Raw genomic sequence first — 25860 nt, forward strand, 5'->3', positions numbered from 1 at the left:
CTGAGGACTCACGTCCGATCGACGCCCTGGACAGCGAGCCTTCAGGCTCGCTCTTCCTCAGCGCTTCGCGTCGCGCGCAGCGAAATAAGAATCGATCTTCTCGCGCATCTCGCGCAAGAAGCGCTCCTCGCCGAAGCCGAGTGCGTGGGCGCGAATGCGCTCGGGCGAGAATTCCATGCGCTCGAAGCGCGCGATCGCCTCGCTCAGCGCTTCGATCGTCTGTGTATCGAAGAAGACGCCTGTCTCATTCTCGACAACGGTCTCGGTCGCCCCGCCGCGGCGGAAAGCGATCACCGGCCGTCCACTCGCCATCGCCTCGAGCGGCACGATGCCGAAATCTTCCTCACCCGGAAAGATCAGCGCGCGGCAGCGCGAATAATGCCGCATCAGAACGTCGAAAGGCTGCGGGCCGAGCACGGACACGGTCGGGCCGGCGCGCTTGGCGATCGCCTCCAGATTGGAGCCGCCGCCGATGACGACGAGCTTCTTGCCGCTCGCATTGAAGGCGTCGATGGCGAGATCCGGCCGCTTATAGCCGACAAGCTCGCCGACCATCAGATAGTAATCGCCGATCTCTTGCGGAGGCGCGATGGAGAAGGCGTCGGCGGCGACGGGCGGATGCACGATATCGGCGGAGCGGCGATAATAGCGCTCGACGCGATGCGCGACCGTCGTGGAATTGGCGATGAAATGATCGACGCGCGTCGCCGACAGCGCATCCCAATTGCGTAGATAATGGGCGAGCGGCGGCATCAATAGGCGCGTGAGCCGGCCGGATTCCTCGCGATATTCATGGTACATGTTCCACAAATAGCGCATGGGCGAATGGCAATAGCAGACATGCAGCGCCTCCGGCGGCGGGATGATCCCCTTAGCCGGACCGGACTCGCTCGAGATGACGAGATCATAGCCGCGCAGATCGAGCTGCTCGCAGGCGAGCGGCATGAGCGGCAGATATTGCCGGTAATATTTCGCCGCGCGCGGAAGCGACTGGATGAAGCTCGTCGTGATCGGGCGCGAGCGGATCGTCGGCGAGACAGCGGACGGATCGATGACATGGGCGAAGAGATCGGCCTGCGGATAGAGCCGGATCAGAGCTTCGACGACCTTCTCCCCGCCGCGCATGCCGACGAACCAATAGTGAACGATCGCCACGCGCATCTATGTTCTCACCTCGAGCTCGGACAGAAGCGCGGGAGCGCGCAAATGACGAAGCCGGGCATAGCCCGGCTTCGAGAATACGATCGAAGTGATTAACATCCCGTGAGGGATCGCGCGCTCAGCTCTTGAGCGGCGTCTCTGGAACACTGCGCGGACGCGCGCTGGCGCTGCGCGGAGCCGGCTCGGTCTTGCCCGAATCCTTGCCGCCGTCGCCGTCCTTCGCCTTGCGGCTTTTGCGCGGCTCGGCGCCGCTCTCCGCCGCCCGCTTCTTGCCGGCCTCGACGATATCGCGCTCGGGACGCGGCAGCACCGGTCCCTCTGGGAAGACGAAGCCCAGCGTCTTGGCGCCGCTGTCATCCGTCACCACCACCACGCGCACCGCGCCGCCATTCTTCAGCCGGCCGAAGAGAACCTCATCGGCGAGCGGCGTCTTGATATGCGTATGGATGACACGGCCCATCGGACGCGCGCCCATGGCCTGGTCATAGCCATGCTCGACGAGCCAGGACCGCGCCTCGTCGGAGAGCTCGATCGTGACATTGCGGTCGGCGAGCTGCGCCTCGAGCTGCAGGATGAATTTGTCGACGACGCGGGCGATCACCTCTTCCGGCAGATGGCCGAAATGGACGATCGAGTCGAGACGATTGCGGAACTCCGGGGCGAAGAGGTGATTGATCGCCTCATTGTCCTCGGCGCTATGCGTCTTGCCGCGCGTGAAGCCGATGGGCTTCTTGGCGAGATCGGCGGCGCCGGCGTTGGTCGTCATGATGAGGATCACGTTGCGGAAGTCGATCTGCTTGCCATTGTGATCCGTCAGCTTGCCGTGGTCCATCACCTGCAGAAGGATGTTGAACAGATCCGGATGCGCCTTCTCGATCTCGTCCAGCAGCAGCACGCAATGCGGATGCTGGTCGATGCCATCCGTCAGCAGGCCGCCCTGATCGAAGCCCACATAGCCGGGAGGCGCGCCGATGAGCCGGCTCACCGTATGGCGCTCCATATATTCCGACATGTCGAAGCGGATCAGCTCTATGCCCAGCGAGGTGGCGAGCTGGCGCGCCGCCTCCGTTTTGCCGACGCCGGTCGGGCCAGAGAACAGATAGCAGCCGATCGGCTTCTCGGGATCGCGCAGGCCGGCGCGGGCCAGCTTGATCGCCGAGGTGAGCGCCGTGACAGCCTTGTCCTGTCCATAGACGACGCGCTTCAAGGTCTCGTCGAGATGGGCAAGCACCTCGGCGTCGTCCTTGGAGACGGTCTTGGCGGGGATGCGCGCCATGGTCGAGATCGTGGTCTCGATCTCCTTGAGGCCGATCGTCTTCTTGCGCTTGGACTCCGGCACCAGCATTTGCGCGGCGCCGGTCTCGTCGATCACGTCGAGCGCCTTGTCCGGCAGCTTGCGGTCGTGAATGTAGCGTGCCGAAAGCTCCACCGCGGCCTTCAACGCCTCATTGGTGTAGCGGATCTTGTGGAACTCTTCGAAATAGGGCTTGAGGCCCTTGACGATCTCCACCGCATCCGGGATCGACGGCTCATTGACGTCGATCTTCTGGAAGCGCCGCACCAGAGCGCGGTCCTTCTCGAAATATTGGCGATATTCGCGATAGGTGGTCGAGCCGATGCAGCGCAGCGTGCCCTGGGCCAGCGCGGGCTTCAGCAGATTGGAGGCGTCCATCGCGCCGCCGGAGGTCGCGCCGGCGCCGATCACCGTATGGATCTCGTCGATGAAGAGGATCGCATTCTTATGCGCCTCAATCTCCTTGATGACCTGCTTCAACCGCTCCTCGAAATCGCCGCGATAGCGCGTGCCGGCGAGCAGCGTGCCCATGTCGAGCGCGAAGACCGTCGCGCCGGAGAGCACCTCGGGAACCTCGTTCTGAATGATCTTGCGAGCGAGACCTTCGGCGATGGCCGTCTTGCCGACGCCCGGATCGCCGACCAGCAGCGGATTGTTCTTCTGCCGGCGGCAGAGCACCTGCACGGTGCGCAGCACCTCGGACTCGCGGCCGATCAGCGGATCGATGCGGCCGTCGCGCGCCTTGCGGTTGAGGTTGACGCAATAGGCCTCGAGCGCGCCTTCCTTCTTGCGCTGCTCGCCCTCGCGCCCCTCGCGTCCCTCGCCCCGCTCCGCCTCGTCCTCGACGCCGCGCGGCGCGCGCGAGCCGTCCGAGAGGCCCGGCCGCTTGGCGATGCCGTGGCTGATGTAATTGACCGCGTCATAGCGCGTCATATCCTGCTCCTGCAGGAAATAGACGGCGTGGCTCTCGCGCTCGGCGAAGAGCGCGACCAGAACATTGGCGCCGCTCACATCCTCGCGACCGGAGGACTGCACGCTGATGATGGCGCGCTGCACGACGCGCTGGAAGCCGGCGGTCGGCTTGCAGTCGCCTGCCGATTCATTGACCAGATTGTCCAGCTCGTGATCGATGTATTCGCGCAAATTTTTGGCGAGCAGATCGAGATCGACCGAGCAGGCGCGCAGCACGGCCGCCGCGTCTTGGTCGTCTATGAGGCTGAGGAGCAGATGCTCCAAAGTCGCATATTCATGATGCCGCTCCCTCGCCGAGGCGAGCGCGCGGTCGAGTGACTGCTTCAGGTTGCGCGAGAATGTCGGCATCGATCGTCCGCCCTCACTTCTTTTCCATGATGCACTGAAGCGGATGCTGGTGCTTGCGCGCATAATCCATCACTTGCGTGACTTTCGTCTCCGCCACCTCATAGGTGTAGACGCCGCATTCGCCGACGCCGTGATTATGCACGTGCAGCATTATCCGAGTGGCTTCTTCCAGGCTCTTGTTGAAATATTTACGCAGAACGATGACCACGAACTCCTGGGTCGTGTAGTCGTCGTTGAGCAACAAGACGCGATACATGTTGGGCCGTCGCGTCTGCGTCCGCGTGCGGGTGATCAGCGCCGTTCCCGACCCCGGCCCACCGTCGCCGCCGCCTTTGCGAGGCTCTTTCCCGCCCGCGTGGGGAGGCGCGCCGTCAGCGTCCATGGCGGACGCAAACCGGCTGTCGAGCGTAAGATCATCATCGATCACGGTCACCTCGGCTTTCCTCATTCCCCTTTCCGATGTTTCGCCCGCGAAAGGCCCGGCTGACATCTGCGTAGCATTCTCTGTGCCGCGAGCCCCTGGTCGGCTTTCGCGGCGCGGTCGAAGCGGGGTAGCGCCGAGTTTTCTTTCTCGCGGGAGCATTGGCAAGACCCGAAAAGCTGAAATCGCCGAAAAAGTCCGAAGCGCGCCCCGGATGCGGCGCCTCGGGCGCGCCGCCTCCTTCAACAATACGCCTAGGACATAATGTGCCGCGGCGAGCGAACAAGTGAGCGCGCCGCGGCGGCGCATTCGGCGACCGACGCGGTTTCCAAAAGGCGCCGCCAATGTTTCGATTCCACCCCGCGGCGGCGCGCCGCATCCGTCTACTTATTGAAAACCATGAGCGTAAACGCGTCCTTTACTCCCGGCGCCTAATGTCGCCCCGCTCATACGCGAGGCGCGCGATTGAAAAGAGGCGCGAATGTCGATGCTCGATCGGTTTCGGCGGGACACGGCTGGTAGGCTCGTCGAAAAAGTTGCCTTGGGGTCGGCCGTGCTGGCGCTCGCCTGCGTGCTCGGGGCCAATCTGCTGTCGGCAAAGTTACAAAACGGCGAGCTGCCGCTCATCGCTTTTGTCCATAAGGAGGAGCGTGGCCGCGCGCAGCTCGCGGCGTCGCAGCCGAGCGTGGCGACTCAGGTCATGCATCGCATCGGCTTCGTCGGCGTCGATCACGCCGCCACCGGCTCGATCTCGCCCGCTCAAAAAGCCGTCGCGCCCGTCTCGCCCTGCGGGGCGGAGGCCAAATAAGGCGAAGCTTCAACGAAAACATCCGCAGCGGCGCGGCGCGGCGCCGCTCGCGATGGCCCGCGTCAAATTCATTGACATTCGGCGCGTTCGGCTTCAAGCATGGCGCGCGTCTTGCTCCCCGGATCGTCGAGCAGAACGCCAGCGGACATATCCGTCGATTTGCGACGGCCCCGCCTCTCGAGGACGACGCGCGCCCCCGCGGCATTCGCGCGCCCTTCCCTTGCCAGATGTCATGAAAGCCGCGACCAGGACCATTGATGAACTTCGACGAACTCGGCCTTTCCCAAAAGGTCCTCGCGGCCGTTGAGGCGTCCGGCTACACCCAGCCCACGCCCATTCAGGAACAGGCCATTCCCCCCGCGCTGCAGGGGCGCGACATTCTGGGCATCGCCCAGACGGGCACGGGCAAGACGGCGGCGTTCACGCTGCCCATGCTGTGCCGGCTCGAGCAAGGCCGCGCCCGCGCGCGAATGCCGCGCACGCTGATTCTCGAGCCGACGCGCGAGCTCGCCGCGCAGGTCGAGGCGAGCTTCGCCAAATATGGCGTAAATCATAAGCTCAATGTCTCGCTTCTGATCGGCGGCGTCTCCTTCGGAGATCAGGAAGCCAAGATCATGCGCGGCGCCGATGTGCTGATTGCGACGCCCGGCCGCCTGCTCGACTTCTTCGACCGCGGCAAGCTGCTGCTCACCAATATCGAGATCCTCGTCATCGACGAGGCCGACCGCATGCTCGACATGGGCTTCATCCCGGACATAGAGCGCGTCTGCAAGCTGGTGCCGTTCACGCGGCAGACATTATTCTTCTCCGCGACGATGCCGCCGGAGATCACGCGTCTCACCGAGGCTTTCTTGCACAATCCTGTGCGAGTCGAAGTGGCCCGCGCCTCGACGACCGCGGCGACGATCCGCCAGGCGCTCATCGCCACGCATGGCCATGCCGAGAAGCGCGAGACGCTGCGCCGAATCATCCGCGGCGCGGACAGCTTCAAGAACGCGATCATCTTCTGCAATCGCAAGCGCGACGTCGCAATACTGCATCGCTCGCTGGACAAGCACGGCTTCTCCGCCGGCGCCCTGCATGGCGACATGGACCAGCTCGCCCGCATGGCCTCGCTCGACGCCTTCAAGAATGGCGACGTCAATCTTCTCGTCTGCTCGGATGTCGCCGCGCGCGGCCTCGATATTCCCGACGTCAGCCATGTCTTCAATTTCGACGTGCCGACGCATAGCGAGGACTATGTCCATCGCATCGGCCGCACGGGCCGCGCCGGCCGTTCCGGCACGGCCTTCACCCTCGTCACCGATGACGACCGCAAATATCTCGATCAGATCGAGACGCTGATCGGCAATAAGATCGATTGGGAAGGCCCCGGCCTCGACGAGCTGCCGCCGCCGTCCGAGGCGCCGGCGCGCGAATCGCGCGGGCGTGGACGCAGCGCACGCAGCGGCGAGCGCGGAGGACGCCGTTCCACGGCGGAACGCGAGCCGCGCCGCGAGGCCCGGCAAGAGCGGGAGCCCAGACAAGAGCGCGAGCCCCGGCCAGAGCGGGAGCCGCGGCAAGAACGCGAGCCCCGGGCGGAACGCGAGCCGAGACAGGCGCGCGAGCCGAGGCAAGAGCGTGAGACACGCCCTGCTGCGCGACCCCGCCCCGAGCGGCCGCCGACCTATGGCGATCGCCGCGACCGCAGGCCGACGACGCGCCAGCATGAGGACGATGGGCCGCCGGTCATTGGCCTCGGCGACCATATTCCGTCCTTCCTGCTGCGCCCCGTGGTGCTGAAGCCGGCCAAGGTCGGCGACGAATAAAGCGTTTTCAGCAATTGGAAACGCGCCGAAGCGAAAGCGTAGAGGCGCCGCTCAGCCGATGAGCGCCTCCTCCACGAGATCGAGCATATGCTCGATGTCTGGATCGGCGTGAACGTCGCCGGACGGCTCTATGCGGACCATGGGGATTCCTCGCGAGCAATGGCGCAGGCAGCTGCGCCTCACACAGGCGATCTCGCCAGCGGCGATCCCTTTGCCGAAATCGATATCGAGCGCCTCGCTCAAGCGCTCATGCAGCGCGCTCCCGCGTCCATCGCGGTCGCAGACGTCGCCGACGCAGACGACGAAGCGTATCAGCGGCGGCTCGGTCATGTCGCTCCTCTCGCTCTGAACCCGGCCGACCGGCGGATGCAATCTTCATGTCGTCGTGGTGAATAAATCACAAGGACGAAGCGCGCCTCAGGCGCGATGATACGGGTGTCCGGAAAGAATGGTCGTCGCCCGATAGATCTGCTCGGCGACGAGGATTCGCACGATCTGATGCGGCAGCGTCATGCGCCCGAAGGAAAAGACGGCGCCGGCCTTGTCCCGCACGGCGGGCGCCAGCCCCTCAGAACCGCCGATCGCGAACCACAGCGATTTTACGCCTTTGTCTCTCTCGCTTTCGACCATGGCCGCGAAATCGACGCTGCTGGCCGGCTTTCCCCGCTCGTCGAAGACGACGAGCCGCGCGCCCGCCGGCAGGGCGGCGAGCAGGCTGTCGCCTTCCTGCGCCATGCGCTCGGCCGGATTGCGCGCCCGGCTCTCGTCGATTTCCAGGAGATCGAGCCCCGCGAGCCCGAGATTTCGCATCGCCGCGACGCGGGCGGCGTAACGTGCGTAGAGCTCGCGCTCCGGGCCGGCCTTTAGCCGACCGACACAGAGAATTCCGAGACGCATGTTCTCTTACGGACATTCGCGCTCGCGGCGAATGCCGTCCTGTCCCGTTTCGCCCTCAGGCGGTCAGACCGCGCGCAGCTCGCTCGGCCGCGCGCCGGCCCACATTTTCTCGAGGTTGTAGAACTGACGCACCTCAGGTCGGAAAATGTGGACGATGACGTCGCCCGCGTCGATCAGCACCCAGTCGCACTGCGGCAGCCCCTCGACGCGCGGAGCGACGAGACCGGCCTCCTTGCAGGCTTTGAGCACTCTGTCGGCGATGGCGCCGACGTGCGTGGTCGAACGGCCGGTCGCGATGACCATGTCATCGGCGATCGACGTCTTGCCGCGCAAATCGATGGAGATGACGTCCTCGGCCTTGGAGTCGTCGAGGCTGGTGAGGACTTTTTGGACGATGGAGCCGGTGATCTGGCCGATCGGCCCGGAAGCCGGCTGAGACGGCGCGCGCGCCGCCCCTGGGAGACTTGTCGTCAGCTTATGACCCTCATGCTTCGCGGCGCTGGCGCCGCGCGTGTCAACATGTGCCGTTTTGGCCCGGAATGCAACCGCGCAGATGCGAAAGCGCAGGGCGAAAACCGCGCTCGCGCCCGGCTCCATGATCTGGAGCGGCGAGATAAGGCCTTATTGCGCATAGAAAAAGGCGGAATAGGCGCCGCGGCGCGGCACAGCGCGGGCAGAAAAAAACCCGGCGAGAACGCCGGGTTTTGAGAGTGGGCCCCGGCCCATCGGGAGGTGGGAGGAACCTCAAAGCCGGAACGATTTTGGAGCCTATCCGATTCCTCGTCGTAGCGCCCGGCATAAAAGGTCGCATTTGTCCAGGCTCGGCCAGGAGAACCGGCCACACGGCCCCGTTCGAGCGCCGCCCGAGCGGGCGGGCCCGACCAGAGCGATTCGGCAGCGCCCACAAATTCAACCCCCTAAATTCTGCGACCGAAGCCGCTGCGGCGCGCCTGTGTTAAAAATATCACACAGATGAAGATTTTGCAGCGGCGGCCAGCCCGAGGCTCAGGGAATGAGCACGAGCGCGCCTGTCGTGCGCCGCGCCTCGAGGTCGGCATGGACGAGAGCAGCGTCCTCGAGCCGATAGAGCGCTGGCCGCTCGAGCCGCAGGACGCCCTTCTTGATCGCGCGCACCACTTGGCTCGTCATCTTCTCGAGGTCCTTGCGCCGCGCGATATGCGCGAAGAGCGAGGGACGCGTCGCGAAGAGCGAGCCCTTTTGCGACAGGAGATTTATGTCGAAAGCCTCGATCTTGCCCGAGGCGGAGCCATAGCTGACGAAAAGTCCGAAAGGCTTCAAGCAATCGAGCGAAGCCGGAAAAGTATCGCGGCCGACGCCGTCATAGACGACGTCGCAGAGCTTGCCGTTGGTGATCTCGCGCACGGCGGCGACAAAATCCGCGCTGCGATAGAGAATCGTATGCGCCGCCCCGGCTTCTTTGGCGATCTTCGCCTTCTCCTCGTCGCCGACGGTGGCGATCACATGCGCGCCGAGCGCGCTTCCCCATTGGCAGAGCAATTGGCCGACGCCGCCCGCGCCCGCATGGACGAGAATGCGGTCGCCCTCTTTCACCTTGAACGTGCGGCGCAGCAGATATTGCGCGGTGAGCCCTTTGAGCATCATCGAGGCGCCGGTCTCGAAGGAAAAGGATTTGGGCAGCCTCACCAGCGAGGCGGCGGGAATATTGCGCGCCTCCGCATAGCCGCCGAGCGGGCCGACATAGGCCACGCGCTCGCCGATTTCGACCTCGTCGACGCCCTCGCCGAGCGCGACCACCTCGCCGGCGCCCTCATAGCCCGGAATGAAGGGAAGATCGGCGGGATAGGCTCCGCTGCGCAGATAGACGTCGATATAATTGACGCCGATCGCCCTCTGGACGATCTGCGCCTCGCCAGGCCCCGGCGCAGGAAGCTCGACTTCCTCATAGCGCAGAACCTGCGGCCCGCCCGTCTCGTAAATGCGTATCGCCTTCACCATGATTTTCTCCGAATGACTTCGCGCCGCAAAATCCGCGTCGATTGCGACCATGGATTGACGCAGACGACAAAGCCAACAGATTTTCGGGCAGCGGCGGAAAGCCGCCGGTGGGCGGCTTCGCCTTCCCCTCCCCATGGTGTAGAAGGATTCCCGAAACGGAGACGCAGCACATGGCCGAGACATTGGCGGGCGCAAGCCCCGCGATCGACACGCAAATTCTCGTCGCCGGGGCCGGCTCCACGGGCATAGCCGCCGCCCTCGCCTTCGCCAACGCCGGCTGGCGCGTGACGCTCGCCGGGCGCTTCCCCCCGCCTCTGCCGGGCCGCACAATCGCGCTGTTCGAGGCCTCGGTGCGCTTTCTCGATTCGATCGGCGTGCTGGAGAAAGTCCGCGCCGCCGCCTGTCCGATCGAGACGATCCAAATGATCGACGACACGGACCAGCTTCTCCCCGTGCCCGATCTCATCATGCGGTCGGAGGAGATCGATCTTCCCGCCTTCGGCCTCAATGTCTCCAATGACGAGCTGACCGCCATTCTGCTCGATCATGCGCGCGCGGCGCAGAGCTTCGAGATCGTCGAGACCGACATCACCGACTATGAATTCGAGGAGGATGGCGCGACGGCGATCCTCGCGGACGGGCGCCGCATCGCCGCCGATTTCATCGTGGCTGCCGATGGGCGCGGCAGCAAGGCGCGCGCCGCCGCCGGCATAGACACGAAGGAATGGACCTATCCGCAAGTGGCGCTCACCGCTCTGCTGCGTCACGAGCTGCCGCACGACAATGTCTCGACCGAATTTCACACGCGCTCCGGCCCCTTCACTCTGGTGCCGCTGCCGCCGCGCGAGGGCGCGGAGCATCGCTCCAGCCTGGTCTGGCTGATGAGCCCGCGCGACGCCAAGCGCCGCCTCGCCAAGCCGCGCGACGAGCTGCAATACGAGATGGAGGATTATTCGCGCGAGAAGCTCGGCTCCATCACGATCGAGAGCGGCATCGGCGAGTTCCGCATGGGCGGGCTGCAAGTGTCGCGGCTGACGGCGCCGCGTCTCGCGCTGGTCGGCGAGACCTGCCATGTGTTTCCGCCGATCGGCGCGCAGGGCCTCAATCTCAGCCTGCGCGACGTCGCCGATCTCGAGGATTGCCTCGCCAGCGTCGATCTGCGCAATCCCAAGGAGCTCGCGCGCGCGCTGATGCGCTACGAGGTGCATCGGCGGGCCGATATCGGCTTCCGCACCCATGGCGTCGATCTGCTCAATCGCTCGCTGATCGTCCCCTATCTGCCGATCGACCTCCTTCGCGGCGCGGGCTTCATCGCCATGACGGCGCTCGGCCCGTTGCGCCGCGCCGTGATGCGCGAGGGCGTGGCGCCGCATCTCGCCCAGCCGCGGCTGATGCGCGACGAGGCGCCCAAGGAGCCCCGCATGCGCGGCAAGCGACCGCGCGGCCCGGAGGCGCTGGTCGACGCCGCCAAAGGCGCCTTCGCCCATTTGCGCGAGACGGCCTCACGCCTGGGCTGAGCGCGCGCGGGAGAAGGACTCACATGGACGGCGCGAATAGCGCCGGTATCGCGAGGCGGAACGCCGTCCCGTCGCCCGGCTGCGACTCGACCTCTATCTCCCAGCCGTGACGATCCGCGATGGATTTGCAGATCGCCAGCTCTATGCCAGTGCCGGCATATTCCACATCGCTCTCCGGGCGGCTGAAGGGCTCGAAAATTCGCTGCGCGAAGTCCTGCTCGAAGCCGACGCCCTTATCGACGATGGAGAGTCGAATGGCGCCCTGCTCCAGCGTCGCCGCGATCGTCACCTCGGCCGGCCGGCCGGGCTTTCGATATTTGACCGCATTGGCGACGATATTCTGCATCAGGCAGGCGAATTGCGCGCGGTCGCCGACGAAAGCGGCGGCGGGAATATCGACCTCGAGCCTGGTCGCGCCCGCTTCGATCGATTGCGCCAGCGCCGCGAGGGAAAATTGCACCTCCTCGCGCAGATCCAGCGCCTCCAATTGCTGATCGCCGTAGATAGTGCGCGCATAAATGAGCAGATCTCCGACGAGCTTGCGCCCGCGCACGGCCGCGCAGCGCATATGAGCGCTCGCCTGCGCGATCTCCTCGCAGCATCCCGCCGCCATGGCGGCATCGAGCCGCGTCGATTGCGCGGCGATCTCATTCAAGGGCTGCTGCAGATCGAGCGAGGCGACATAGGCGAATTGGCCGAGCCTCTCATTGGCGCGCTCCAGCTCCGCGACGCTGGCGGTGAGCGCGCGCTCCACCTCTCGCCGCCTGCTCATGTCGAGGATCGTGGCCGTCACCATCAGCTCGTGCGCGGTCGCCAGCGGCGCGAGCCCGATCTCGACCGGAAACTCGCCGCCGTCGCGACGCCGGGCCTTGATCTCACGGCCGACGCCCATCAAACGGCGGCTCGGATCGGCGTAAAAGAGCCGGCGGTAGGCGGCGTGGCGGCGTTGGACGACCGCCGGAGTCAGCAGATCGACAGAGCGGCCGATCAGCTCCTCGCGCGCGTAGCCGAACAAAAGCTCCGTCTCGCGATTGGCGTAGCGGACCAGCCCGTCGGAGCCGACGATGAGGATCGCCGCCGGCGAGGCCTCGACCATCACGCGATAGCGATCATATTCGACCGTCTCGGCGCTCATCCGCGTTCCCTCCGCGGCGTGATCTTCGCCCTCGCCCCCGAAAGCGGCGGATGTGATATGTGAACGACGGGGGGCGAAAAAAAGAGCCTGAGCGGCGACGATGAGGGAAGCGACGGTGACGCTCGACAAAGAGGAGCATCCGCTCGGCAGGCGCAAGATCGGCCTCGCGCTCAGCTCCGGCATGGCGCGCGGCTGGGCGCATATCGGCGCGGTGCGCGCGCTGACGCGCATGGGCGTCGTCTTCGATGTCGTCGCCGGAACCTCCGCGGGCGCGCTCGTCGGCGGCTGCTTCATCGCCGGCAAGCTCGACGAGCTGGAGGCCTGGGCCGCCTCGCTCGACAAGCGCAAGATCGTTTCCTATCTCGATCTCCAGCTCGGCTATGGCGGCCTCATCAAAGGCGATCGGCTGCTGATGGAGCTGCGCCGCGCGCTCGGGCCGCTGCGCGTCGAGACTCTGCCGACGCCTTTCGTCGCCGTCGCCACCGATCTGATCACCGGCCATGAGATCTGGCTGCAGAAGGGCGACCTCGCCGAGACGCTGCGCGCCTCCTTCTCGCTGCCGGGCCTGTTCCCGCCCATGGAGGTGGAGGGGCGCTGGCTCGCCGATGGCGCGCTGGTCGATCCTCTGCCGGTCGCCGCCTGCCGCGCGCTCGGCGCGGAGCTGGTGATCGCGGTCAATCTCAACACGGACATAATCGGGAAATCGCGCGACGCCGCGCGCATCCCTTCGACCATGGGCTTCGATCCGATCACGCTGCTCGAGCAAAAGCAGAAGCCATTCGTCGCCTCGCTCACCGAGTCGCTGACGCGCGGCGTCTTCCGCCGCGACCCCGACCGGCCGAGCATTTTCGGCGTGATGACGACCTCGCTCAGCATCATGCAGGACCGCTTGACGCGCTCGCGCCTCGCCGGCGATCCGCCCGACGTGCACATCACGCCGCGCGTCGGCCATATCGGTCTGCTCGAATTCGATCGCACGGAGGAAGCCGTACGCGAAGGCGAGGTAGCGGTGGAGAAACGACGCGAGGAGATTTCCGACGCGCTGCAGGTGATGGGGCTGATCTGATCGGGCCGATCCGACGGCGCCCCATCTTGCTCCACCGCGCGCGGCGGATTAAAAATCACGCGTCAGAAAAGGAGAGATCGGTGCGGTTGGCCCGATCCCCGCGCCAGCGGGTCCTGACCTTCGCTCGCCGCGATGTGTCCCATGGCCTTTAACGCCAGCGCAATCTCGCGCCGGCGGCCAATGAGGTCGTGGCATGCAACAGCAAATATCCGTCATCACGCTCGGCGTCTCCGATCTGGAGCGCTCACGTCGTTTCTATGTCGAGGGCTTCGGCTGGAAGCCGGTCTTCGAGAGCCCGCAAATCATCTTCTACCAGATGAACGGCTTTGTTCTCGGCGCATTCCTGAAAGACGCGCTCGAGGCGGACATGAGCCGCTCCGGACTCCATACGCCAGGAGCCTTCTCGCTCGCGCATAATGTCCCGAGCAAAGAGGATGTCGAGCCGGTCATGAAGCGTCTCATCGAGGCCGGCGGCGCGCTATTGCGGCCGGCCGGCCCGCCGCCGCACGGAGGCTTTCGCGGCTATGTCGCCGACCCCGACGACCATGCATGGGAGATCGCCTGGAATCCCTTGTGGCCGATCGACGCGAACGGCCATGTGACATTTGAAATGTGACGCTGCGATCAGAGAAGCGCCTGCGCTGGATCAGCTCGACGCCCGTCGGCGGATCGGCTCGCGCGGCGTTCGCCGTCTTCCTTCTCCCCGCTCGCGGGGAGAAGGGAAATTTTCAGCCGGAACCGCCTCACTCCTCGCGCGGCGCCGAGCGTCCGAAATCCGGCGCCGCCGTATCCTGCCCCTGCTCTATGATGCTGCGGCGGATGGCGCGCGTGCGCGTGAACAGCGCGAACAGCCCATCGCCGTCGCCGGTGCGGATCAGGCGGCGCAGCGCCGTCAAATCCTCGTCGAAACGGCCGAGCATCTCCAGCACGGCGTCCTTGTTGTTCAAGAAAATATCGCGCCACATGATCGGATCGGAGGCCGCGATGCGGGTGAAATCACGAAAGCCCGACGCCGAGAATTTGATCACCTCCGACTGCGTGACCTCCTCGAGATCGGCGGCCGTGCCGACGATGTTGTAAGCGATGAGATGCGGCAGATGGCTCGTCACCGCCAGCACCAGATCATGATGAGTCGCGCTCATCGTCTCGACATTGGCGCCGAGGCGCGTCCAAAAAGCCGAGAGCTTCCTCACCGCCTCGCCGTCGAAACCTTCTTGCGGCGTGAGAATGCACCAACGATTCTGAAACAGCGTCGCAAAGCCGGCGTCCGGCCCGGAATATTCCGTGCCGGCGATCGGATGCGCGGGAATGAAATGCGCGCTCGCGGGAACATGCGGCGCGACCTGCGCGACAATGGCGCCCTTCACCGAGCCGACGTCGGACAGAATGGCGCCCGGCGCAAGATGCGGCGCGATCGCGCGCGCGACCTCGCCGCAAGCGCCGACCGGCACGCAGAGAATAACGAGATCGGCGCCCGTGACGGCCTGCGCGAGATCGGCGGTCGTTTCATCGGCTATGCCGAGCTCGCGCACGCGCGCGCACACTTGTTCCGAGGCGTCGCTCGCGGCGATGCGAGTCGCGGCGCCATAGGCGCGAGCGCCGCGCGCGATCGACGAGCCGATGAGGCCGAGGCCGATCAGCGCGACCTTCTCGAAGATCGGCGCGCGCGCGTCAGCCATGCGCGGCCCGCGGCGCCGCGCGCCAAGATGCGGTGAATTCGCCGAGCGCCGCGACGACGAGACGATTGGCCTCCTCCGAGCCGATGGTCAGCCGCAGAAATTGCGGCATTCCATAAGCGCCGATCGCGCGCAGCACGAGGCCACGCGCGGTGAGGAAGCGATCGGCGTCCGCCGCCGTGCGCCCCGCCTCATCGGGAAAGCGAATGGCGATGAAATTGGCGACGCTCGGCAGAACCTCGAGCCCCAGCGCCTCGATCTCGCGCGTCAGAAACGGCAGCCAGCGCGCATTATGCGCGATCGCCGCCTCGAGATGCGCTTTGTCCTGCACGGCCTCTATGCCCGCCTCGATCGCCGCGCTGCTCACATTGAAAGGGCCGCGCAGACGGTTCAGCGCATCGACGATATGCGCCGAGCCATAGCCCCAGCCGAGACGCAGCCCCGCGAGGCCGTAGATTTTCGAGAAGGTGCGCGTCGTCACCACATTGTCGCGCGTCGAGGCGAGCTCCAGCGCCGCGGAGTAATCCTCGCACTGCGCATATTCCGCATAGGCCGCGTCGATGACGAGCACGACATGCGGCGGCAGCGCGTCGGCGAGCCGCAGTATTTCCGATTTCGGCAGATAGGTCCCAGTCGGATTATTGGGATTGGCGACGAAGACGATTTTCGTGCGCTCCGTCACCCTCTCCAAAATCGCGTCGACGCTCGCCTTGTAATTCGTCTCCGGCGCGATGACGGGAACGCCGCCCGCCGCGAGAATGACGATGCGATATTCGAGAAATCCATATTGCGTGTAGATTCCTTCGTCGCCCGGCTCGATGAAAGCGTGCGCGAGCAGAGCGAGAATATCGTCGGAGCCGGCGCCGCAGACGATGCGCTCGGGATCGAGCCCATGCGCCGCGCCGATCGCCTGCCGCAGCCGCGTCGCCGAGCCGTCGGGATAGGCGGCGATCTTGGGCGCCAGCGCGCGCAGCGCCTCCACGGCCTTGGGAGACGGCCCCAGCGGCGTCTCATTGGCGGAGAGCTTGAAGACGCGCGCGGCGCCGGGGGCGGCGCTCTTGCCGGGCACATAAGCGTCGATCGCCAGCACGCTTCGACGCACGACAGGTTTGGTCATCTCGTCAACTCCTCGGAGCAAAAACGCCGCTGCGGGCCGTATCCAATTCGAAGCGCGCCGCATGGCTGCCGACCGGCTCGGCGCTGGCGCGGCCGACGCCGGCGCGCGCCAGCTCTTCCGTAAATTGCGCGGCTTTCACATGGCCGGGCGCGGCGACGAGCAGCGACAGCTCGCCGCCATGCGGCGCGGTGGCGAGAATTTCGCCGGCGAGCGCGTCGATCGCCGCCGGAGCGGCCGCATGCCATTTCGGCAGCGTGAGCGCATAGAGGGCGATATCCTGCGAGGCGGCCTCGGCCAGGGGCTTGGCGACGATCAGCACCGGCAAGCCGGCCGGATGATTGGGCCGCTCGACGAAGGGCAGGCGCGCGATGATCTTGGGCGCATTCTCGCCGACGAGCCGCGTCCACCAGGCGCCCTCCTCCTGCGCGCCGGCGGAGCGCAGCATTCCGAGATCGCCCTTGGAGCCCGCCACCGCCGCGACCACGGCGCCGGCGCCGTGATGGGTGACGTAAGGCACGGTGAAGCCGAAGTGGAAGCGCGCGCTGTCACGCATGGCCGCGTCGCCGCCGGAATCATCGGCGTGGAGGGAATATTCCGCCTGCATATAGGTGAAGGTGGACACGATGATGCGCCAAATGCCCTCGACCGTATCGACCGGCAACAGGCCCGTATGCCGCGAGACCAGCGCGCGCATCATCCGCGCCTCGCGGTCGGGGCGAAAGGCGGAGGCGCCATTCGGCCCCTTCACCGCGATCAGCCGATCGATGATCTCGCCGCGCTGCATGAGCAGGCCATGCATCTCGCGATCGATGCGGTCGATCTCGTCGCGCAGATCCGCGAGCGTTTCGGTCTCGATCCTGGGCAAAGATTCGTCTCGCATCGGCGCGGGCTGGCTTCGAAAAGGGCGGAGGGCTGTCTTAGGCCAGCGCGGCGCGAGAGGCAATGCGAGGGGGCCGGGCTCCCGGGGATCTGAGGTCACGTTAGCAGGCAGAGGTGTTTCCAGCTTCATGGAGGCGCTTGTCGCGGCCATCCACACCCCGACGCCCAGGGAGTCGGAACATGAACAGAACAACACATCAGCAAATCCAACGAGCGCGCTCCTCGCCCGCGCTTGCCCAAACTCAGATTGGCGATAGGATGTGTACATGAAAACACAAAACGAAGCGCGAGCAAGCGAAACCTTCACTGTCCGCGTCGACGCCCCGACCAAGGCGCGGCTGGAGAAGCTCGCCGAGAGCACCGGCCGCAGCCGTTCTTTTCTCGCAGCGGAAGCGATCACTCAATTTCTCGACGCCAATGAATGGCAAGTCGAGGGAATTCGAGACGCGATACGCGCGATCGACGCGGGCGAAGCGATAGCGCACGAGGACGTGCGGAAATGGGTCGAATCATGGGACACGCCGGATGAAACGCCGGCTCCATGAAAATCGTCTGGTCGCGAAAAGCGCTCGGCGATTTGTCGGCGATCCGAGCCTATATCGCGCGCGATAATCCGGCCGCCGCCCGGCGGATGGTCCTGCATCTCGTCGAAACGCTCGAAACGACCCTTCCCGGCGCTCCACACATCGGACGTCCCGGCCGTATTTTCGGCACACGGGAATTCGTCGTCACAGGAACGCCCTACCTCGTTCCCTATCGCGTGCAGAACGAGACTATTCACCTATTGCGCCTCTATCACGGAGCGCGCCGCTGGCCGGACGCTTTGTGACGGGCGCCTCTACTGCTGCGCCGTCTGCTCCTCCAGCGCGACCGGGACCTGCGCTTCCGTGTACATCATGATCGGCGCCGGCGCCGGCTGGGCTTGCGCCTCGGCCGCCCCGACATGCTTGCCGGCGGGAATATCGATCGCCGCCAGCACGACCGGCTGCGCCTCGGCTTTCGCCACGGCGGGCGCCGCCGGCTCGCTCAGCTCATCCGTGGACGAGCGCCCGCTCGCCATCTGGCCGAGCAGCCCCTTGCGCTTTGCCTCGAAATAAAAGCCCTTGGCGTAGAGCTGAATGGCCCGCTGCGCGTCGCCGCCGGCGACGCGGAAGGCGTTGGCGAGATAGGCGCCGGCGTAGGCGAGATTGGTTTCCGCGTCCAGCAGGCCCTTGGCCGGACCGCTGTAGCCGACGCTGCGCGCCGTGTCGTAGCGGATCTGCATCAAGCCCCAATACGGCCCGTTCTTGGCGGCGGGATTGTAATTGCTCTCGCGGCGGACGGCGGTATGGATCAGCGATTCGGGGATGTCGTAAGTGCGAGCGCAGCGGGAAATGCTGTCTTCCAGCTTCTCGCGCTGCGAGAGCTTCGCCTTCGGCGGCGGCGGCTCTTCGACCGCCTTGGCGACGAATTGACGTTCGGGAGAAGAGGAATTGCAGCCCGCGAGCGCAAAGCCCAAGGCGGCGGTCGCCGCGCAAATCGCCAGTCTCATTCGTCCTCCCGAGCCGATTTGGTTAGCGCTTCTTAACCGAAGATCGAGCTTTCGCCAAATCGGCCCGAATCCGTACGGGCCTCGTGAGCGCCTCCGGCCCCGCGGACACGCTCTAGCCCGCCCCTTCCAGCAGCCGGCGGGCCGCCGCGCGGGCCTCGTCGGTGATGGCGGCGCCCGAGAGCATGCGGGCGATCTCCTCGCGCCGCTCCGCCTCTTCCAGCTCGGCGACGCGCGTCGCCACGCGGTCTTTCGCCTTGCCTTTCACGGCGCCTTTGGCGATGCGCAAATGCCGGCTGGCGCGCGCCGCCACTTGCGGCGCATGGGTGACGGTGAGCACTTGCGCGCGTTTCGCGAGCCGCGCCAAACGCTGACCGATGGCGTCCGCCACCGCGCCGCCGACGCCGGTGTCGATCTCGTCGAAGACGAGCGTCGGCGCCGAGCCGCGATCGGCGAGCACGACTTTCAGCGCCAGCATGAAGCGCGCGAGCTCGCCGCCGGAGGCGACCTTCACCAGCGGGCCGGGCCGCGAGCCCGGATTGGTCTGCACCCAGAACTCCACACGATCATAGCCGTCCGGCCCGCCGGTCGCAGGATCGCTGACGATCTCGGTGCGAAAGCGCGCGCCTTCCAGCTTCAGCGGCTTCAGCTCGCCCTCCACGAGAGCGTCGAGCGTCTCGGCCGCCGCGCGGCGCGCCGCCGAAAGGCTTTCCGCCGCCTTGGCGTAGGCGGCCTGCGCTTTGGCGACCGCCTCGCTCAGCGCGACGATGCGCGCCTCGCCGGCGTCCAGCGCGGCGAGATCGGCGGCGAAGCGCTCGGCGAGCGCCGGCAGCGCATCGACGCTGGTCTGATGCTTGCGCGCGGCGCCGCGCAGAGCGAATAGCCGCTCCTCTATGCGCTCCAATTCGCGCGGGTCGAAATCGGCGTCGCGGAGCGCCTGCTCCAGCGCCTGCTCGGCAAGGGAGAGCGCGTCCAGCGCCTGGGCGAGCGCCTTGGCCGGCGGCTCGATCAGCTGCGGCGCCTGGGTCGCGCGCCGCTCCAGCCGCCGGGCGGCGGAGGCGATCTCGCCGGCGGGCGAATGATCGCCGGAAAAAGCCTCGAGCGCGTCACGCAGATCGCCGGCCACTTTCTCGGAGCGCTGCATCGTCTGGCGCCGCTCGGCGAGCGCGGCCTCCTCGCCCGGCTGCGGCGCCAGCGCCTCCAGCTCCTCATTGGCGTGGCGCAGATAATCGGCGTCGGCGCGCGCCTTGGCGACGCGGGCCTCCTCCTCGGCCAGCTCGCGGCGCGCGCGCTGGAGGGCGCCATGCAGCTCCCGCACCTGCGCCGCCGCTTCGCCGAGCCCGCCATGGGCGTCGACGAGGGCGCGATGGGCGCTCGGGTCCACCAATGCGCGATCATCGTGCTGGCAATGGATCTCGACCAGCGAAGCGCCGATCACGCGCAGCGCCTGGGCGCTGGCCGGCTGGTCATTGACGAAGGCGCGGGTGCGGCCGTCGCCGGTCTGCACACGGCGCAAAACCAGCTCATCCTCGGCGTCGAGGCCGAACTCGCGCGCCGCGGCGAGGGCCGGATGGTCGCGCGGCAGATCGAAGGCCGCCGTCACCTGCCCCTGCTCCTCGCCGGCGCGCACCAGCGAGGCGTCGCCGCGCGCGCCCAGCGCCAGCAGGAAAGCGTCGAGAAGGATGGATTTGCCCGCGCCGGTCTCGCCGGTCAACGTGGTCAGGCCTGACGAGAACTCGAGATCGAGCCTGTCGATGAGGACGATATCGCGAATAGACAAACGGACGAGCATGCGCGCGCTCTACTCTTCCGGCCCCCTCGGCTCGCCCCTGCGAACGCTCAGCTGGAGCCGAGCGTCTTGCCGATCTTGGAGAGCCACGAGCCCTGATGTTCCTCGGGCGCGACGCCGCCCGTCGCGAGCAGCGAATGCGCATCCTTGTACCAGGACGAATCGGGGAAATTATGCCCCAGAATGGCCGCCGCCGTCTGCGCCTCATTGACGACGCCCATAGCGAAATAGGCCTCCGTCAACCGATACAGCGCCTCCTCGGCGTGGCGGGTCGTCTGATATTTGGCGAGCACGTCATGGAAGCGATTGACCGCGGCCGCGTAATTCTTGCGCGTCAGATAGAAGCGGCCGACCGTCATGTCCTTGGCGGCGAGCTGATCGCGCGCCACCTGGATCTTGTATTTGACGTCGGTCACATATTCCGACTTGGGGAACTTCTCGACGAGCTGGGTGAAGATGGCCAGGGCCTTCTCCGCGCTCTCCTGGTCCTGCATCACCGCAGGGACTTGATTATAATAAGACATTCCCGCGAGATAATACATATAGGGCGTGTCGGGAGAGGTCGGATAGAGGCCGATGTAGCGCTGCGCCGAGGCGACCGCATCGTCATAGGCGGGCTTCTGATATTGCGCGAAAGTCTGCATCAGCAGGCCTTTGCGCGCCCATTGCGAGAAGGGATATTGCTTCTCGAGCTCGCCGAACTTCTTGGCGGCGTTCTCGTAATCATGGGCGTCCATGCGGGCGAGGCCCTGATTATAGATATCCTCGGCCGGAATATCGGGCAGAATCTCGGTCTTGTATTTTTCGCCCGAGAAGAGGCCAAAGCCGCTCGTTATGCTGTCCATGATATCGGCGCGCGCCGGCGCCGCCGCGAGCAGCGTGCAGGCGAGAACCGCGACGCGATAGCGGGACGAGCGGAAAATCATCGGCATGTGATCGACCTCATCGGGCGTAGGCGGTTTACTTTCTGTAGACCAAATCTCCGGGACGCGCCACCCGGCCTGACCCACGAGAAAAACAAGCGCGCGGGCCGCGCTCACGAGACAGTTCGGCGGCGGCCGAGCCTCCCGCAATCGGGAACGCGGAATCGCTTCACCGCGACGGCCAGATGACGGGCGAGTTCGGGCGACATTATGGCGGGCATGGCGTTTCCCCAGACGGATGCGCGAAAGCCCCCCAGCGCTGCTTCGCCGCGCGGTCATGATCGCATTAATGCCTAGGTAACACCCGCCCCTCATGATGTGGGATAATTTCCCACGCAAGGGCGGAGCGCCACGATGGCCAAATTGGGAGCATGTGAGGGGCGCGCCGCCTTCTCCGAATGTCGAAGCGGCGCGACGGCGGTCGAATTCGCGTTCATCGCGCCGATTTTCATTTTGATCCTGGTCGTATGGATCGATCTCGGCATGACTTTGCTCGAGCAGAGCGTGCTGGACAGCGCGACATTGCGGGCGGCGCGCAGCGTCAAGATCGGCGCGACGACGACGTCGGCGGCCTTCAAGACGACGCTCTGCGCCTATCTCTATGGCGTCGTCCCCTGCGCTTCGATCAAATATACGGTCCAATCCGGGACGAGCTTCTCCGCCCTTTCGACAACCATCACGACCGACAGCGCCAATGCGCTGACCAATACGAGCTTTTCCATCGGCTCGGGCGGATCGGACGTGCTGGTGCAGGTCGGCTTCACGCGCACGCTGTTCGCGCCCTGGCTCTCCTCCCTCTTCGGCAAGAACGGCTATCTGCTGATTCTGTCGACGGTCGCCTTCCAGAACGAGCCCTATTCATGAGCCGCCCGCTTCGACAGGACGGCGGCGTCGCGCTCGTCGAATTCGCGCTGATCGCGCCAGTCGCTCTCATGCTCACTCTCGGCGCCTTCGAGGCGACGCGGCTCATTCGCGCGAGCTGGAAAGCGCGGCTGGCGGCGCAGACCTTGGCCGATCTCGTCTCCCAGCAGACGAACGTCTCCACGACGATCATGTCCAATCTCTGCTCGGGCGCGCAAATGGCGCTTTCGCCGCTGAAGAGCTCGGGCTTCAAAGCCGCGGTGACGAGCGTCGTCTATTCGAGCAGCGGCCGGGCGAAAGACTGGCAGGACACGAGCTGCGGCTCCGCCTCCGCGACGACCAATGCGCCGACGCTGGCGACGACCTACACGCCGACCTCCGGCGACAGCGCCATCGTGGTGCAGGCGACATACGCCTATGCGGCCCCCGTCTCCTACGTGCTGCCCTCGACATTCTCTTTCTCGGCGATCGCGGTCGCCAAGCCACGCAACGGATCGAAGGTGACTCATGATTGAGAAAAGATCGACATTCGCCCGCTTCCGCGCGGATCGTCGCGGCGCGGCGGTGCTCCTGTTCGCCGCCGTATTGCTGCCGCTCGCTCTGCTGATCGGAGCAGGCGTCAATCTGGCGAGCGCTTTCGCGATTCGCTCGCGATTGCAGAACGCCGTCGATCAGGCGGCCTTGGCCGGCGCGACCGCCTATGTCTCTTCCTCGACCAGCGCCGCCGCCGTCACCGCCGCCAAAGCCTATATGGCCGGCGCCGTTGCGCTTCTGCCCAGCGCCTCCGCCTCGATCAGCTATTCGGCGACGACATCGACGGCCAGCTCCAGCAGCTCGACCACCGCCTATATCGTCACGGTGACGGCCTCGGCCACGGCCAAAAGCCAGATGCTCGCGGCCATTATGGCGAATGCGCCGATATCGGTGACGGCCACGGCGAAAAATTTCGTCTACACGGCGAGCATCGCCCTATCGCAATTCAACTCCAGCGCCTTGGACGCCAACACGCTCTATTATTACATCGTGCCGAGCGACGGCTCGACGCCATCGACCTCCAGCCTCACCAAGCTGTTCAGCAACAGCGGCGGCTCCACCTCCGGCACGATCAAGGTGACGCTCACCGCCGGGCAGAAATTGGGACTGGCGCTCTACAATGTCACCGGCGGACGCGGCGGCTATGGCTCCAACGGCTATGGCGGCGCGCAGGGCTCGTCGCATTATTTCTATTCGCATTTGTCGCCCCCGAGCAAAACCGCCTATTCGAGCGTGACGAAGAATTGCAGCCTTCAGGTCGTCACCAGCCTATCGTCGCTGGTCAGCGGCTCCTGCCTCTCGTCATTGCCGACCTATGCGGCGCTCAATTGCGCCTCGGCCGCGGGCAAGACGCTCTATTACGCCTGGAACGACATGGGCGGAAACACCGACGACTATGACTATAATGACGCGGTCATGTCGGTGACATGCGCCGCCAATGATTCGACCGCCAAGGCGACCGGCGTCGTGCTGACCAATTGATGGAGCGCCGAAAAACCCGGAAGGCGAGCCGGCGACGGCTCCGCCGATCAGACGGAGGCCGCCACGCGCTCGCGTTGGCGCACGCGCTCCGGCACGAGGTCCCAGCGCGTCTTGAACAGAGTGTCGCAGAGGCCCGGCGTGCCGAAACCGTCGGAAAAGCTCACATTGCCACGCGTGTGGTGGAAGCCGTGGGCCGCGCTGGTGGTGAGATGATCGAGCGCGACATTGAGCCGTTTGCGCCAGCCCTTCGCCGCGGGATCGCGGAAGGCGAGGCCGAAATCATAGCCCGAATGCTCATAGAGGCCGCCGAGCGCGCCGAGGCTGGTCATCCCCAGATGAAAAGCGACGCTGGCGCCGCCGCCGCCGACGAGAACCAGCGGCAGCAGATAGGGCAGCACGATCTCGAAGAAGAAATCCGCGCCGGACTGATAGCAGGCGCTGATCGCCTTGCTGGCGCCGGTCTGGTGATGCAGCGCATGGCCGAGTCGATTCATCATCGCCGGATGATGCAGCAGATGGCGATGCGCGACATATTGCACGATGTCGTGGCCGATCAGCATGCCGATCATGGTCAGAACGAGCGCGGTCCAGGTCAGATGCGGCGCGCCGACGAAGCCGAGGCCGAAATATTCCACCGCCAGCATGGAAGGAAGGAGAATCGCCGTCTGATTGAACAAAACGCGCGGCAGCAGCTGGCGATAGCTCATGCGATCGAGATCGCGCACCTTGAAGCGCTTCAGCCGGCCGGTCGAATCACACCACTCGAACGCGAGACCGATCCCGTGGAACGCGACCATCTGCGCGGCCCAGGCGAGAAAGGAGAGAGGGATATATCCGAATGGCTCGAGCGACATAGACGGGCGGACTCCGATCGGGAGATCCGTTCGTCGCGCCGGCCGCAATCCCCGCGGCGAACGGAGGAGATTTTTTTGTCCTATAGCCGAGTTCATGGCGGAATTCTAGTGAGGCGGACCGAGGCGGAGATAAGCCCGCCCTCGCCATGCTGGACGCCAAATCTCGCCTCGAGCTATCACCGCTCCACTGAAACGCGCCGCCCTCGAGGAAGAGCCCTCCCGTGATCCCCTGGACCCTGCTCGATACTGCCCCCGTGCCCGGCGGCGCGGAGGAGCTGCGGCTCAAGCGGCGGGGCGCGGAATTCTCCATCATGCTCGGCAATAATGAGCTGATGAACAGCCGCCTCAGCGGCTCGGAGGAGGCGCTGGCCACGCTCGCTTGCGCGAAAATCGCAGGCCGGGCGCAGCCGCGCGCGCTCATCGGCGGGCTCGGCATGGGCTTCACCTTGCGCGCCGCGCTCGGCGCCCTCGGGGCGAAGGCGCAGATCACCGTCGCCGAACTCGTGCCCGCCGTCGTGGCCTGGGCGCGGGGTCCGATGGCGGAGGTTTTCGGCGACAGCCTGACCGATCCGCGCGTGCGCATAGAGGTGGAGGATGTCGGGCGGGCGATCCGCTCCGGCCGCGGCTTCTATGACGCCATTCTCCTGGATGTCGACAATGGCCCCGAAGGCCTCACGCGCGAAGCCAATGGCGGGCTCTATGGCGAGGGGGGACTGCGGGAGGCGCGCGCCGCGCTGCGTCCGGCCGGCGTGCTGGCCGTATGGTCCTGCGCGCCGGATCGGGCGTTTTCCGCGCGGCTGCGCAAGGCCGGCTTCCGCGTGGAGGAGGTGAAGGCGCGCGCCAATGGCAGAGGCGGCGGCGCGCGGCATGTGATCTGGCTCGCCACGCGCGTCGATTCGCGGACGCGAGGGGGCGATCCGTGACGCGCAAATCGACGGAGGCCGAGCCTTTTTTCTGGTGGGAAGGCGAAACTCTCGTGGTCAACATATTGGGACGGCCGGCCGCCAGTCGCGACGCCATCGGCAAGCCCAGAGGCCATCAGCTCGAGGTCAGCGTGACCACGGCGCCGCGCCGAGGCCGGGCGACCGATCACATGGTGCGCTTTCTCGCCGGCGAATTCGGCGTCGCTCCCTCGGCGATCGAGGTCGTGTTCGGACGCATGAACGTCAACAAGCAATTGCGGATCGCCGCGCCGCAGAAGCTTCCAGGCCCGTTCCGCCGAGCCTGAGCGAAGGCGTCGAAACCCTCCGCCCGAACAGGCCCCATGGCGGACGACGGCGAGGCGTGAAACGGGACTAATACATAATTCGATGG

27 protein-coding genes are annotated in these 25860 nt (G+C 65.8%); 12 read left to right on the top strand and 15 right to left on the bottom strand.

Annotated features, from left to right (window positions below; genetic code table 11):
- Nucleotides 1-57 precede the first annotated feature (57 nt).
- The 3 genes from METLW3_RS0112820 to clpS form a co-directional block, all read right to left on the bottom strand.
- Nucleotides 58-1161 carry a glycosyltransferase gene (locus METLW3_RS0112820; protein WP_024880300.1) on the bottom strand — a complete coding sequence of 368 codons (1104 nt, stop codon included), beginning with the start codon at nt 1159-1161 and terminating at the stop codon, nt 58-60.
- Between the two features lie 118 nt (nt 1162-1279).
- Nucleotides 1280-3775 carry an ATP-dependent Clp protease ATP-binding subunit ClpA gene (gene clpA / locus METLW3_RS0112825; protein WP_024880301.1) on the bottom strand — a complete coding sequence of 832 codons (2496 nt, stop codon included), beginning with the start codon at nt 3773-3775 and terminating at the stop codon, nt 1280-1282.
- Nucleotides 3776-3788: 13 nt separating this feature from the next.
- A complete protein-coding gene (gene clpS, locus METLW3_RS0112830) occupies nt 3789-4157 on the bottom strand; it encodes an ATP-dependent Clp protease adapter ClpS (protein WP_024880302.1) in 369 nt (122 codons plus the stop codon).
- Between the two features lie 520 nt (nt 4158-4677).
- Between clpS and METLW3_RS25540 the strand changes: the two genes are divergently transcribed.
- The gene (locus tag METLW3_RS25540; RefSeq protein WP_036308901.1) at nt 4678-5004 is read left to right on the top strand and encodes a hypothetical protein; all 327 of its coding nucleotides are present in this window, start codon (nt 4678-4680) and stop codon (nt 5002-5004) included.
- A gap of 257 nt (nt 5005-5261) precedes the next feature.
- The gene (locus tag METLW3_RS0112845; protein ID WP_024880304.1) at nt 5262-6812 is read left to right on the top strand and encodes a DEAD/DEAH box helicase; all 1551 of its coding nucleotides are present in this window, start codon (nt 5262-5264) and stop codon (nt 6810-6812) included.
- Between the two features lie 51 nt (nt 6813-6863).
- Here METLW3_RS0112845 and METLW3_RS0112850 read toward each other — a convergent pair whose 3' ends face one another.
- From METLW3_RS0112850 to METLW3_RS0112865, 4 genes are all read right to left on the bottom strand, one after another.
- A complete protein-coding gene (locus METLW3_RS0112850) occupies nt 6864-7142 on the bottom strand; it encodes a (2Fe-2S) ferredoxin domain-containing protein (RefSeq protein WP_026598877.1) in 279 nt (92 codons plus the stop codon).
- A gap of 87 nt (nt 7143-7229) precedes the next feature.
- Nucleotides 7230-7709: a 23S rRNA (pseudouridine(1915)-N(3))-methyltransferase RlmH gene (rlmH, locus tag METLW3_RS0112855; protein ID WP_024880306.1), complete on the bottom strand. Its 480-nt coding sequence runs from the start codon at nt 7707-7709 to the stop codon at nt 7230-7232.
- A 63-nt stretch (nt 7710-7772) separates the two neighbouring features.
- Nucleotides 7773-8117 (bottom strand): ribosome silencing factor, encoded by a 345-nt coding sequence (gene rsfS / locus METLW3_RS28225; RefSeq protein WP_024880307.1) that lies wholly within the window; start codon nt 8115-8117, stop codon nt 7773-7775.
- Nucleotides 8118-8714: 597 nt separating this feature from the next.
- Nucleotides 8715-9686 carry a quinone oxidoreductase gene (locus METLW3_RS0112865; RefSeq protein ID WP_024880308.1) on the bottom strand — a complete coding sequence of 324 codons (972 nt, stop codon included), beginning with the start codon at nt 9684-9686 and terminating at the stop codon, nt 8715-8717.
- Between the two features lie 170 nt (nt 9687-9856).
- Between METLW3_RS0112865 and METLW3_RS0112870 the strand changes: the two genes are divergently transcribed.
- Nucleotides 9857-11203, top strand: coding sequence for an FAD-dependent monooxygenase (locus METLW3_RS0112870; protein ID WP_024880309.1), 1347 nt, complete (start codon nt 9857-9859; stop codon nt 11201-11203).
- Nucleotides 11204-11222: 19 nt separating this feature from the next.
- On the opposite strand, the gene METLW3_RS0112875 is transcribed toward METLW3_RS0112870, so the two are convergent.
- Nucleotides 11223-12338 carry an ATP-binding protein gene (locus tag METLW3_RS0112875; RefSeq protein ID WP_024880310.1) on the bottom strand — a complete coding sequence of 372 codons (1116 nt, stop codon included), beginning with the start codon at nt 12336-12338 and terminating at the stop codon, nt 11223-11225.
- Between the two features lie 115 nt (nt 12339-12453).
- On the opposite strand from METLW3_RS0112875, the gene METLW3_RS0112880 reads away from it, so the two are divergent.
- Nucleotides 12454-13404 (top strand): patatin-like phospholipase family protein, encoded by a 951-nt coding sequence (locus METLW3_RS0112880; protein ID WP_024880311.1) that lies wholly within the window; start codon nt 12454-12456, stop codon nt 13402-13404.
- 193 nt (nt 13405-13597) lie between these two features.
- On the top strand, nt 13598-14020 hold the full coding sequence (locus METLW3_RS0112885) for a VOC family protein (RefSeq protein ID WP_024880312.1): 423 nt from the start codon (nt 13598-13600) through the stop codon (nt 14018-14020).
- A 127-nt stretch (nt 14021-14147) separates the two neighbouring features.
- Here the strand turns inward: METLW3_RS0112885 and METLW3_RS0112890 are convergent, their stop codons facing one another.
- Genes METLW3_RS0112890 through METLW3_RS0112900 form a run of 3 tightly spaced genes read right to left on the bottom strand, consistent with a single transcriptional unit; the run spans nt 14148 to nt 17077 of the window.
- Nucleotides 14148-15083, bottom strand: coding sequence for a prephenate/arogenate dehydrogenase family protein (locus METLW3_RS0112890; RefSeq protein ID WP_024880313.1), 936 nt, complete (start codon nt 15081-15083; stop codon nt 14148-14150).
- Complete coding sequence (gene hisC, locus METLW3_RS0112895; protein WP_024880314.1) at nt 15076-16197, bottom strand: histidinol-phosphate transaminase; 1122 nt, start codon at nt 16195-16197, stop codon at nt 15076-15078. Before hisC ends, METLW3_RS0112890 begins: the two co-directional genes overlap by 8 nt.
- A gap of 4 nt (nt 16198-16201) precedes the next feature.
- Nucleotides 16202-17077 (bottom strand): chorismate mutase, encoded by an 876-nt coding sequence (locus tag METLW3_RS0112900; RefSeq protein ID WP_024880315.1) that lies wholly within the window; start codon nt 17075-17077, stop codon nt 16202-16204.
- Between the two features lie 265 nt (nt 17078-17342).
- On the opposite strand from METLW3_RS0112900, the gene METLW3_RS0112905 reads away from it, so the two are divergent.
- The gene (locus METLW3_RS0112905) at nt 17343-17621 is read left to right on the top strand and encodes a CopG family ribbon-helix-helix protein (RefSeq protein WP_024880316.1); all 279 of its coding nucleotides are present in this window, start codon (nt 17343-17345) and stop codon (nt 17619-17621) included.
- On the top strand, nt 17618-17905 hold the full coding sequence (locus tag METLW3_RS0112910) for a type II toxin-antitoxin system RelE/ParE family toxin (RefSeq protein ID WP_024880317.1): 288 nt from the start codon (nt 17618-17620) through the stop codon (nt 17903-17905). The genes METLW3_RS0112905 and METLW3_RS0112910 overlap by 4 nt, the downstream gene beginning before the upstream one ends.
- Before the next feature lie 9 nt (nt 17906-17914).
- Here METLW3_RS0112910 and METLW3_RS0112915 read toward each other — a convergent pair whose 3' ends face one another.
- From METLW3_RS0112915 to METLW3_RS0112925, 3 genes are all read right to left on the bottom strand, one after another.
- Nucleotides 17915-18607, bottom strand: a complete 693-nt coding sequence (locus tag METLW3_RS0112915; protein WP_024880318.1) for a lytic transglycosylase domain-containing protein — start codon at nt 18605-18607, stop codon at nt 17915-17917.
- A 112-nt stretch (nt 18608-18719) separates the two neighbouring features.
- On the bottom strand, nt 18720-20396 hold the full coding sequence (recN, locus tag METLW3_RS0112920; protein ID WP_024880319.1) for a DNA repair protein RecN: 1677 nt from the start codon (nt 20394-20396) through the stop codon (nt 18720-18722).
- Nucleotides 20397-20443: 47 nt separating this feature from the next.
- Nucleotides 20444-21325, bottom strand: coding sequence for an outer membrane protein assembly factor BamD (locus METLW3_RS0112925; protein WP_024880320.1), 882 nt, complete (start codon nt 21323-21325; stop codon nt 20444-20446).
- A 345-nt stretch (nt 21326-21670) separates the two neighbouring features.
- On the opposite strand from METLW3_RS0112925, the gene METLW3_RS28815 reads away from it, so the two are divergent.
- The 3 genes from METLW3_RS28815 to METLW3_RS0112940 are packed head-to-tail and all read left to right on the top strand — an operon-like array spanning nt 21671 to nt 23692.
- The gene (locus tag METLW3_RS28815; RefSeq protein ID WP_051465421.1) at nt 21671-22180 is read left to right on the top strand and encodes a TadE/TadG family type IV pilus assembly protein; all 510 of its coding nucleotides are present in this window, start codon (nt 21671-21673) and stop codon (nt 22178-22180) included.
- Entirely contained in the window at nt 22177-22692 is a 516-nt protein-coding gene (locus METLW3_RS28820; RefSeq protein WP_051465422.1) for a TadE/TadG family type IV pilus assembly protein, read from the top strand. The genes METLW3_RS28815 and METLW3_RS28820 overlap by 4 nt, the downstream gene beginning before the upstream one ends.
- Nucleotides 22685-23692 (top strand): pilus assembly protein TadG-related protein, encoded by a 1008-nt coding sequence (locus METLW3_RS0112940; protein ID WP_024880322.1) that lies wholly within the window; start codon nt 22685-22687, stop codon nt 23690-23692. The genes METLW3_RS28820 and METLW3_RS0112940 overlap by 8 nt, the downstream gene beginning before the upstream one ends.
- Before the next feature lie 47 nt (nt 23693-23739).
- Here METLW3_RS0112940 and METLW3_RS0112945 read toward each other — a convergent pair whose 3' ends face one another.
- Entirely contained in the window at nt 23740-24546 is an 807-nt protein-coding gene (locus tag METLW3_RS0112945; RefSeq protein ID WP_024880323.1) for a sterol desaturase family protein, read from the bottom strand.
- Nucleotides 24547-24767: 221 nt separating this feature from the next.
- Between METLW3_RS0112945 and METLW3_RS0112950 the strand changes: the two genes are divergently transcribed.
- Entirely contained in the window at nt 24768-25469 is a 702-nt protein-coding gene (locus tag METLW3_RS0112950; RefSeq protein WP_024880324.1) for a spermidine synthase, read from the top strand.
- Entirely contained in the window at nt 25466-25774 is a 309-nt protein-coding gene (locus tag METLW3_RS0112955) for a DUF167 family protein (RefSeq protein ID WP_024880325.1), read from the top strand. Before METLW3_RS0112950 ends, METLW3_RS0112955 begins: the two co-directional genes overlap by 4 nt.
- Nucleotides 25775-25860: the final 86 nt, after the last annotated feature.

The sequence above is a fragment of the Methylosinus sp. LW3 genome (assembly GCF_000527115.1).
GTDB lineage: Bacteria > Pseudomonadota > Alphaproteobacteria > Rhizobiales > Beijerinckiaceae > Methylosinus.

Bases quoted from the DNA above. Each gene is read 5' to 3' on its own strand.
- METLW3_RS0112820 (WP_024880300.1), bottom strand. From the start codon at position 1,161: ATGCGCGTGGCGATCGTTCACTATTGGTTCGTCGGCATGCGCGGCGGG.
- clpA (WP_024880301.1), bottom strand. From the start codon at position 3,775: ATGCCGACATTCTCGCGCAACCTGAAGCAGTCACTCGACCGCGCGCTC.
- clpS (WP_024880302.1), bottom strand. From the start codon at position 4,157: ATGGACGCTGACGGCGCGCCTCCCCACGCGGGCGGGAAAGAGCCTCGC.
- METLW3_RS25540 (WP_036308901.1), top strand. From the start codon at position 4,678: ATGTCGATGCTCGATCGGTTTCGGCGGGACACGGCTGGTAGGCTCGTC.
- METLW3_RS0112845 (WP_024880304.1), top strand. From the start codon at position 5,262: ATGAACTTCGACGAACTCGGCCTTTCCCAAAAGGTCCTCGCGGCCGTT.
- METLW3_RS0112850 (WP_026598877.1), bottom strand. From the start codon at position 7,142: ATGACCGAGCCGCCGCTGATACGCTTCGTCGTCTGCGTCGGCGACGTC.
- rlmH (WP_024880306.1), bottom strand. From the start codon at position 7,709: ATGCGTCTCGGAATTCTCTGTGTCGGTCGGCTAAAGGCCGGCCCGGAG.
- METLW3_RS0112865 (WP_024880308.1), bottom strand. From the start codon at position 9,686: ATGGTGAAGGCGATACGCATTTACGAGACGGGCGGGCCGCAGGTTCTG.
- METLW3_RS0112870 (WP_024880309.1), top strand. From the start codon at position 9,857: ATGGCCGAGACATTGGCGGGCGCAAGCCCCGCGATCGACACGCAAATT.
- METLW3_RS0112875 (WP_024880310.1), bottom strand. From the start codon at position 12,338: ATGAGCGCCGAGACGGTCGAATATGATCGCTATCGCGTGATGGTCGAG.
- METLW3_RS0112885 (WP_024880312.1), top strand. From the start codon at position 13,598: ATGCAACAGCAAATATCCGTCATCACGCTCGGCGTCTCCGATCTGGAG.
- METLW3_RS0112890 (WP_024880313.1), bottom strand. From the start codon at position 15,083: ATGGCTGACGCGCGCGCGCCGATCTTCGAGAAGGTCGCGCTGATCGGC.
- hisC (WP_024880314.1), bottom strand. From the start codon at position 16,197: ATGACCAAACCTGTCGTGCGTCGAAGCGTGCTGGCGATCGACGCTTAT.
- METLW3_RS0112900 (WP_024880315.1), bottom strand. From the start codon at position 17,077: ATGCGAGACGAATCTTTGCCCAGGATCGAGACCGAAACGCTCGCGGAT.
- METLW3_RS0112905 (WP_024880316.1), top strand. From the start codon at position 17,343: ATGAAAACACAAAACGAAGCGCGAGCAAGCGAAACCTTCACTGTCCGC.
- METLW3_RS0112910 (WP_024880317.1), top strand. From the start codon at position 17,618: ATGAAAATCGTCTGGTCGCGAAAAGCGCTCGGCGATTTGTCGGCGATC.
- METLW3_RS0112915 (WP_024880318.1), bottom strand. From the start codon at position 18,607: ATGAGACTGGCGATTTGCGCGGCGACCGCCGCCTTGGGCTTTGCGCTC.
- recN (WP_024880319.1), bottom strand. From the start codon at position 20,396: ATGCTCGTCCGTTTGTCTATTCGCGATATCGTCCTCATCGACAGGCTC.
- METLW3_RS0112925 (WP_024880320.1), bottom strand. From the start codon at position 21,325: ATGCCGATGATTTTCCGCTCGTCCCGCTATCGCGTCGCGGTTCTCGCC.
- METLW3_RS28815 (WP_051465421.1), top strand. From the start codon at position 21,671: ATGGCCAAATTGGGAGCATGTGAGGGGCGCGCCGCCTTCTCCGAATGT.
- METLW3_RS28820 (WP_051465422.1), top strand. From the start codon at position 22,177: ATGAGCCGCCCGCTTCGACAGGACGGCGGCGTCGCGCTCGTCGAATTC.
- METLW3_RS0112940 (WP_024880322.1), top strand. From the start codon at position 22,685: ATGATTGAGAAAAGATCGACATTCGCCCGCTTCCGCGCGGATCGTCGC.
- METLW3_RS0112945 (WP_024880323.1), bottom strand. From the start codon at position 24,546: ATGTCGCTCGAGCCATTCGGATATATCCCTCTCTCCTTTCTCGCCTGG.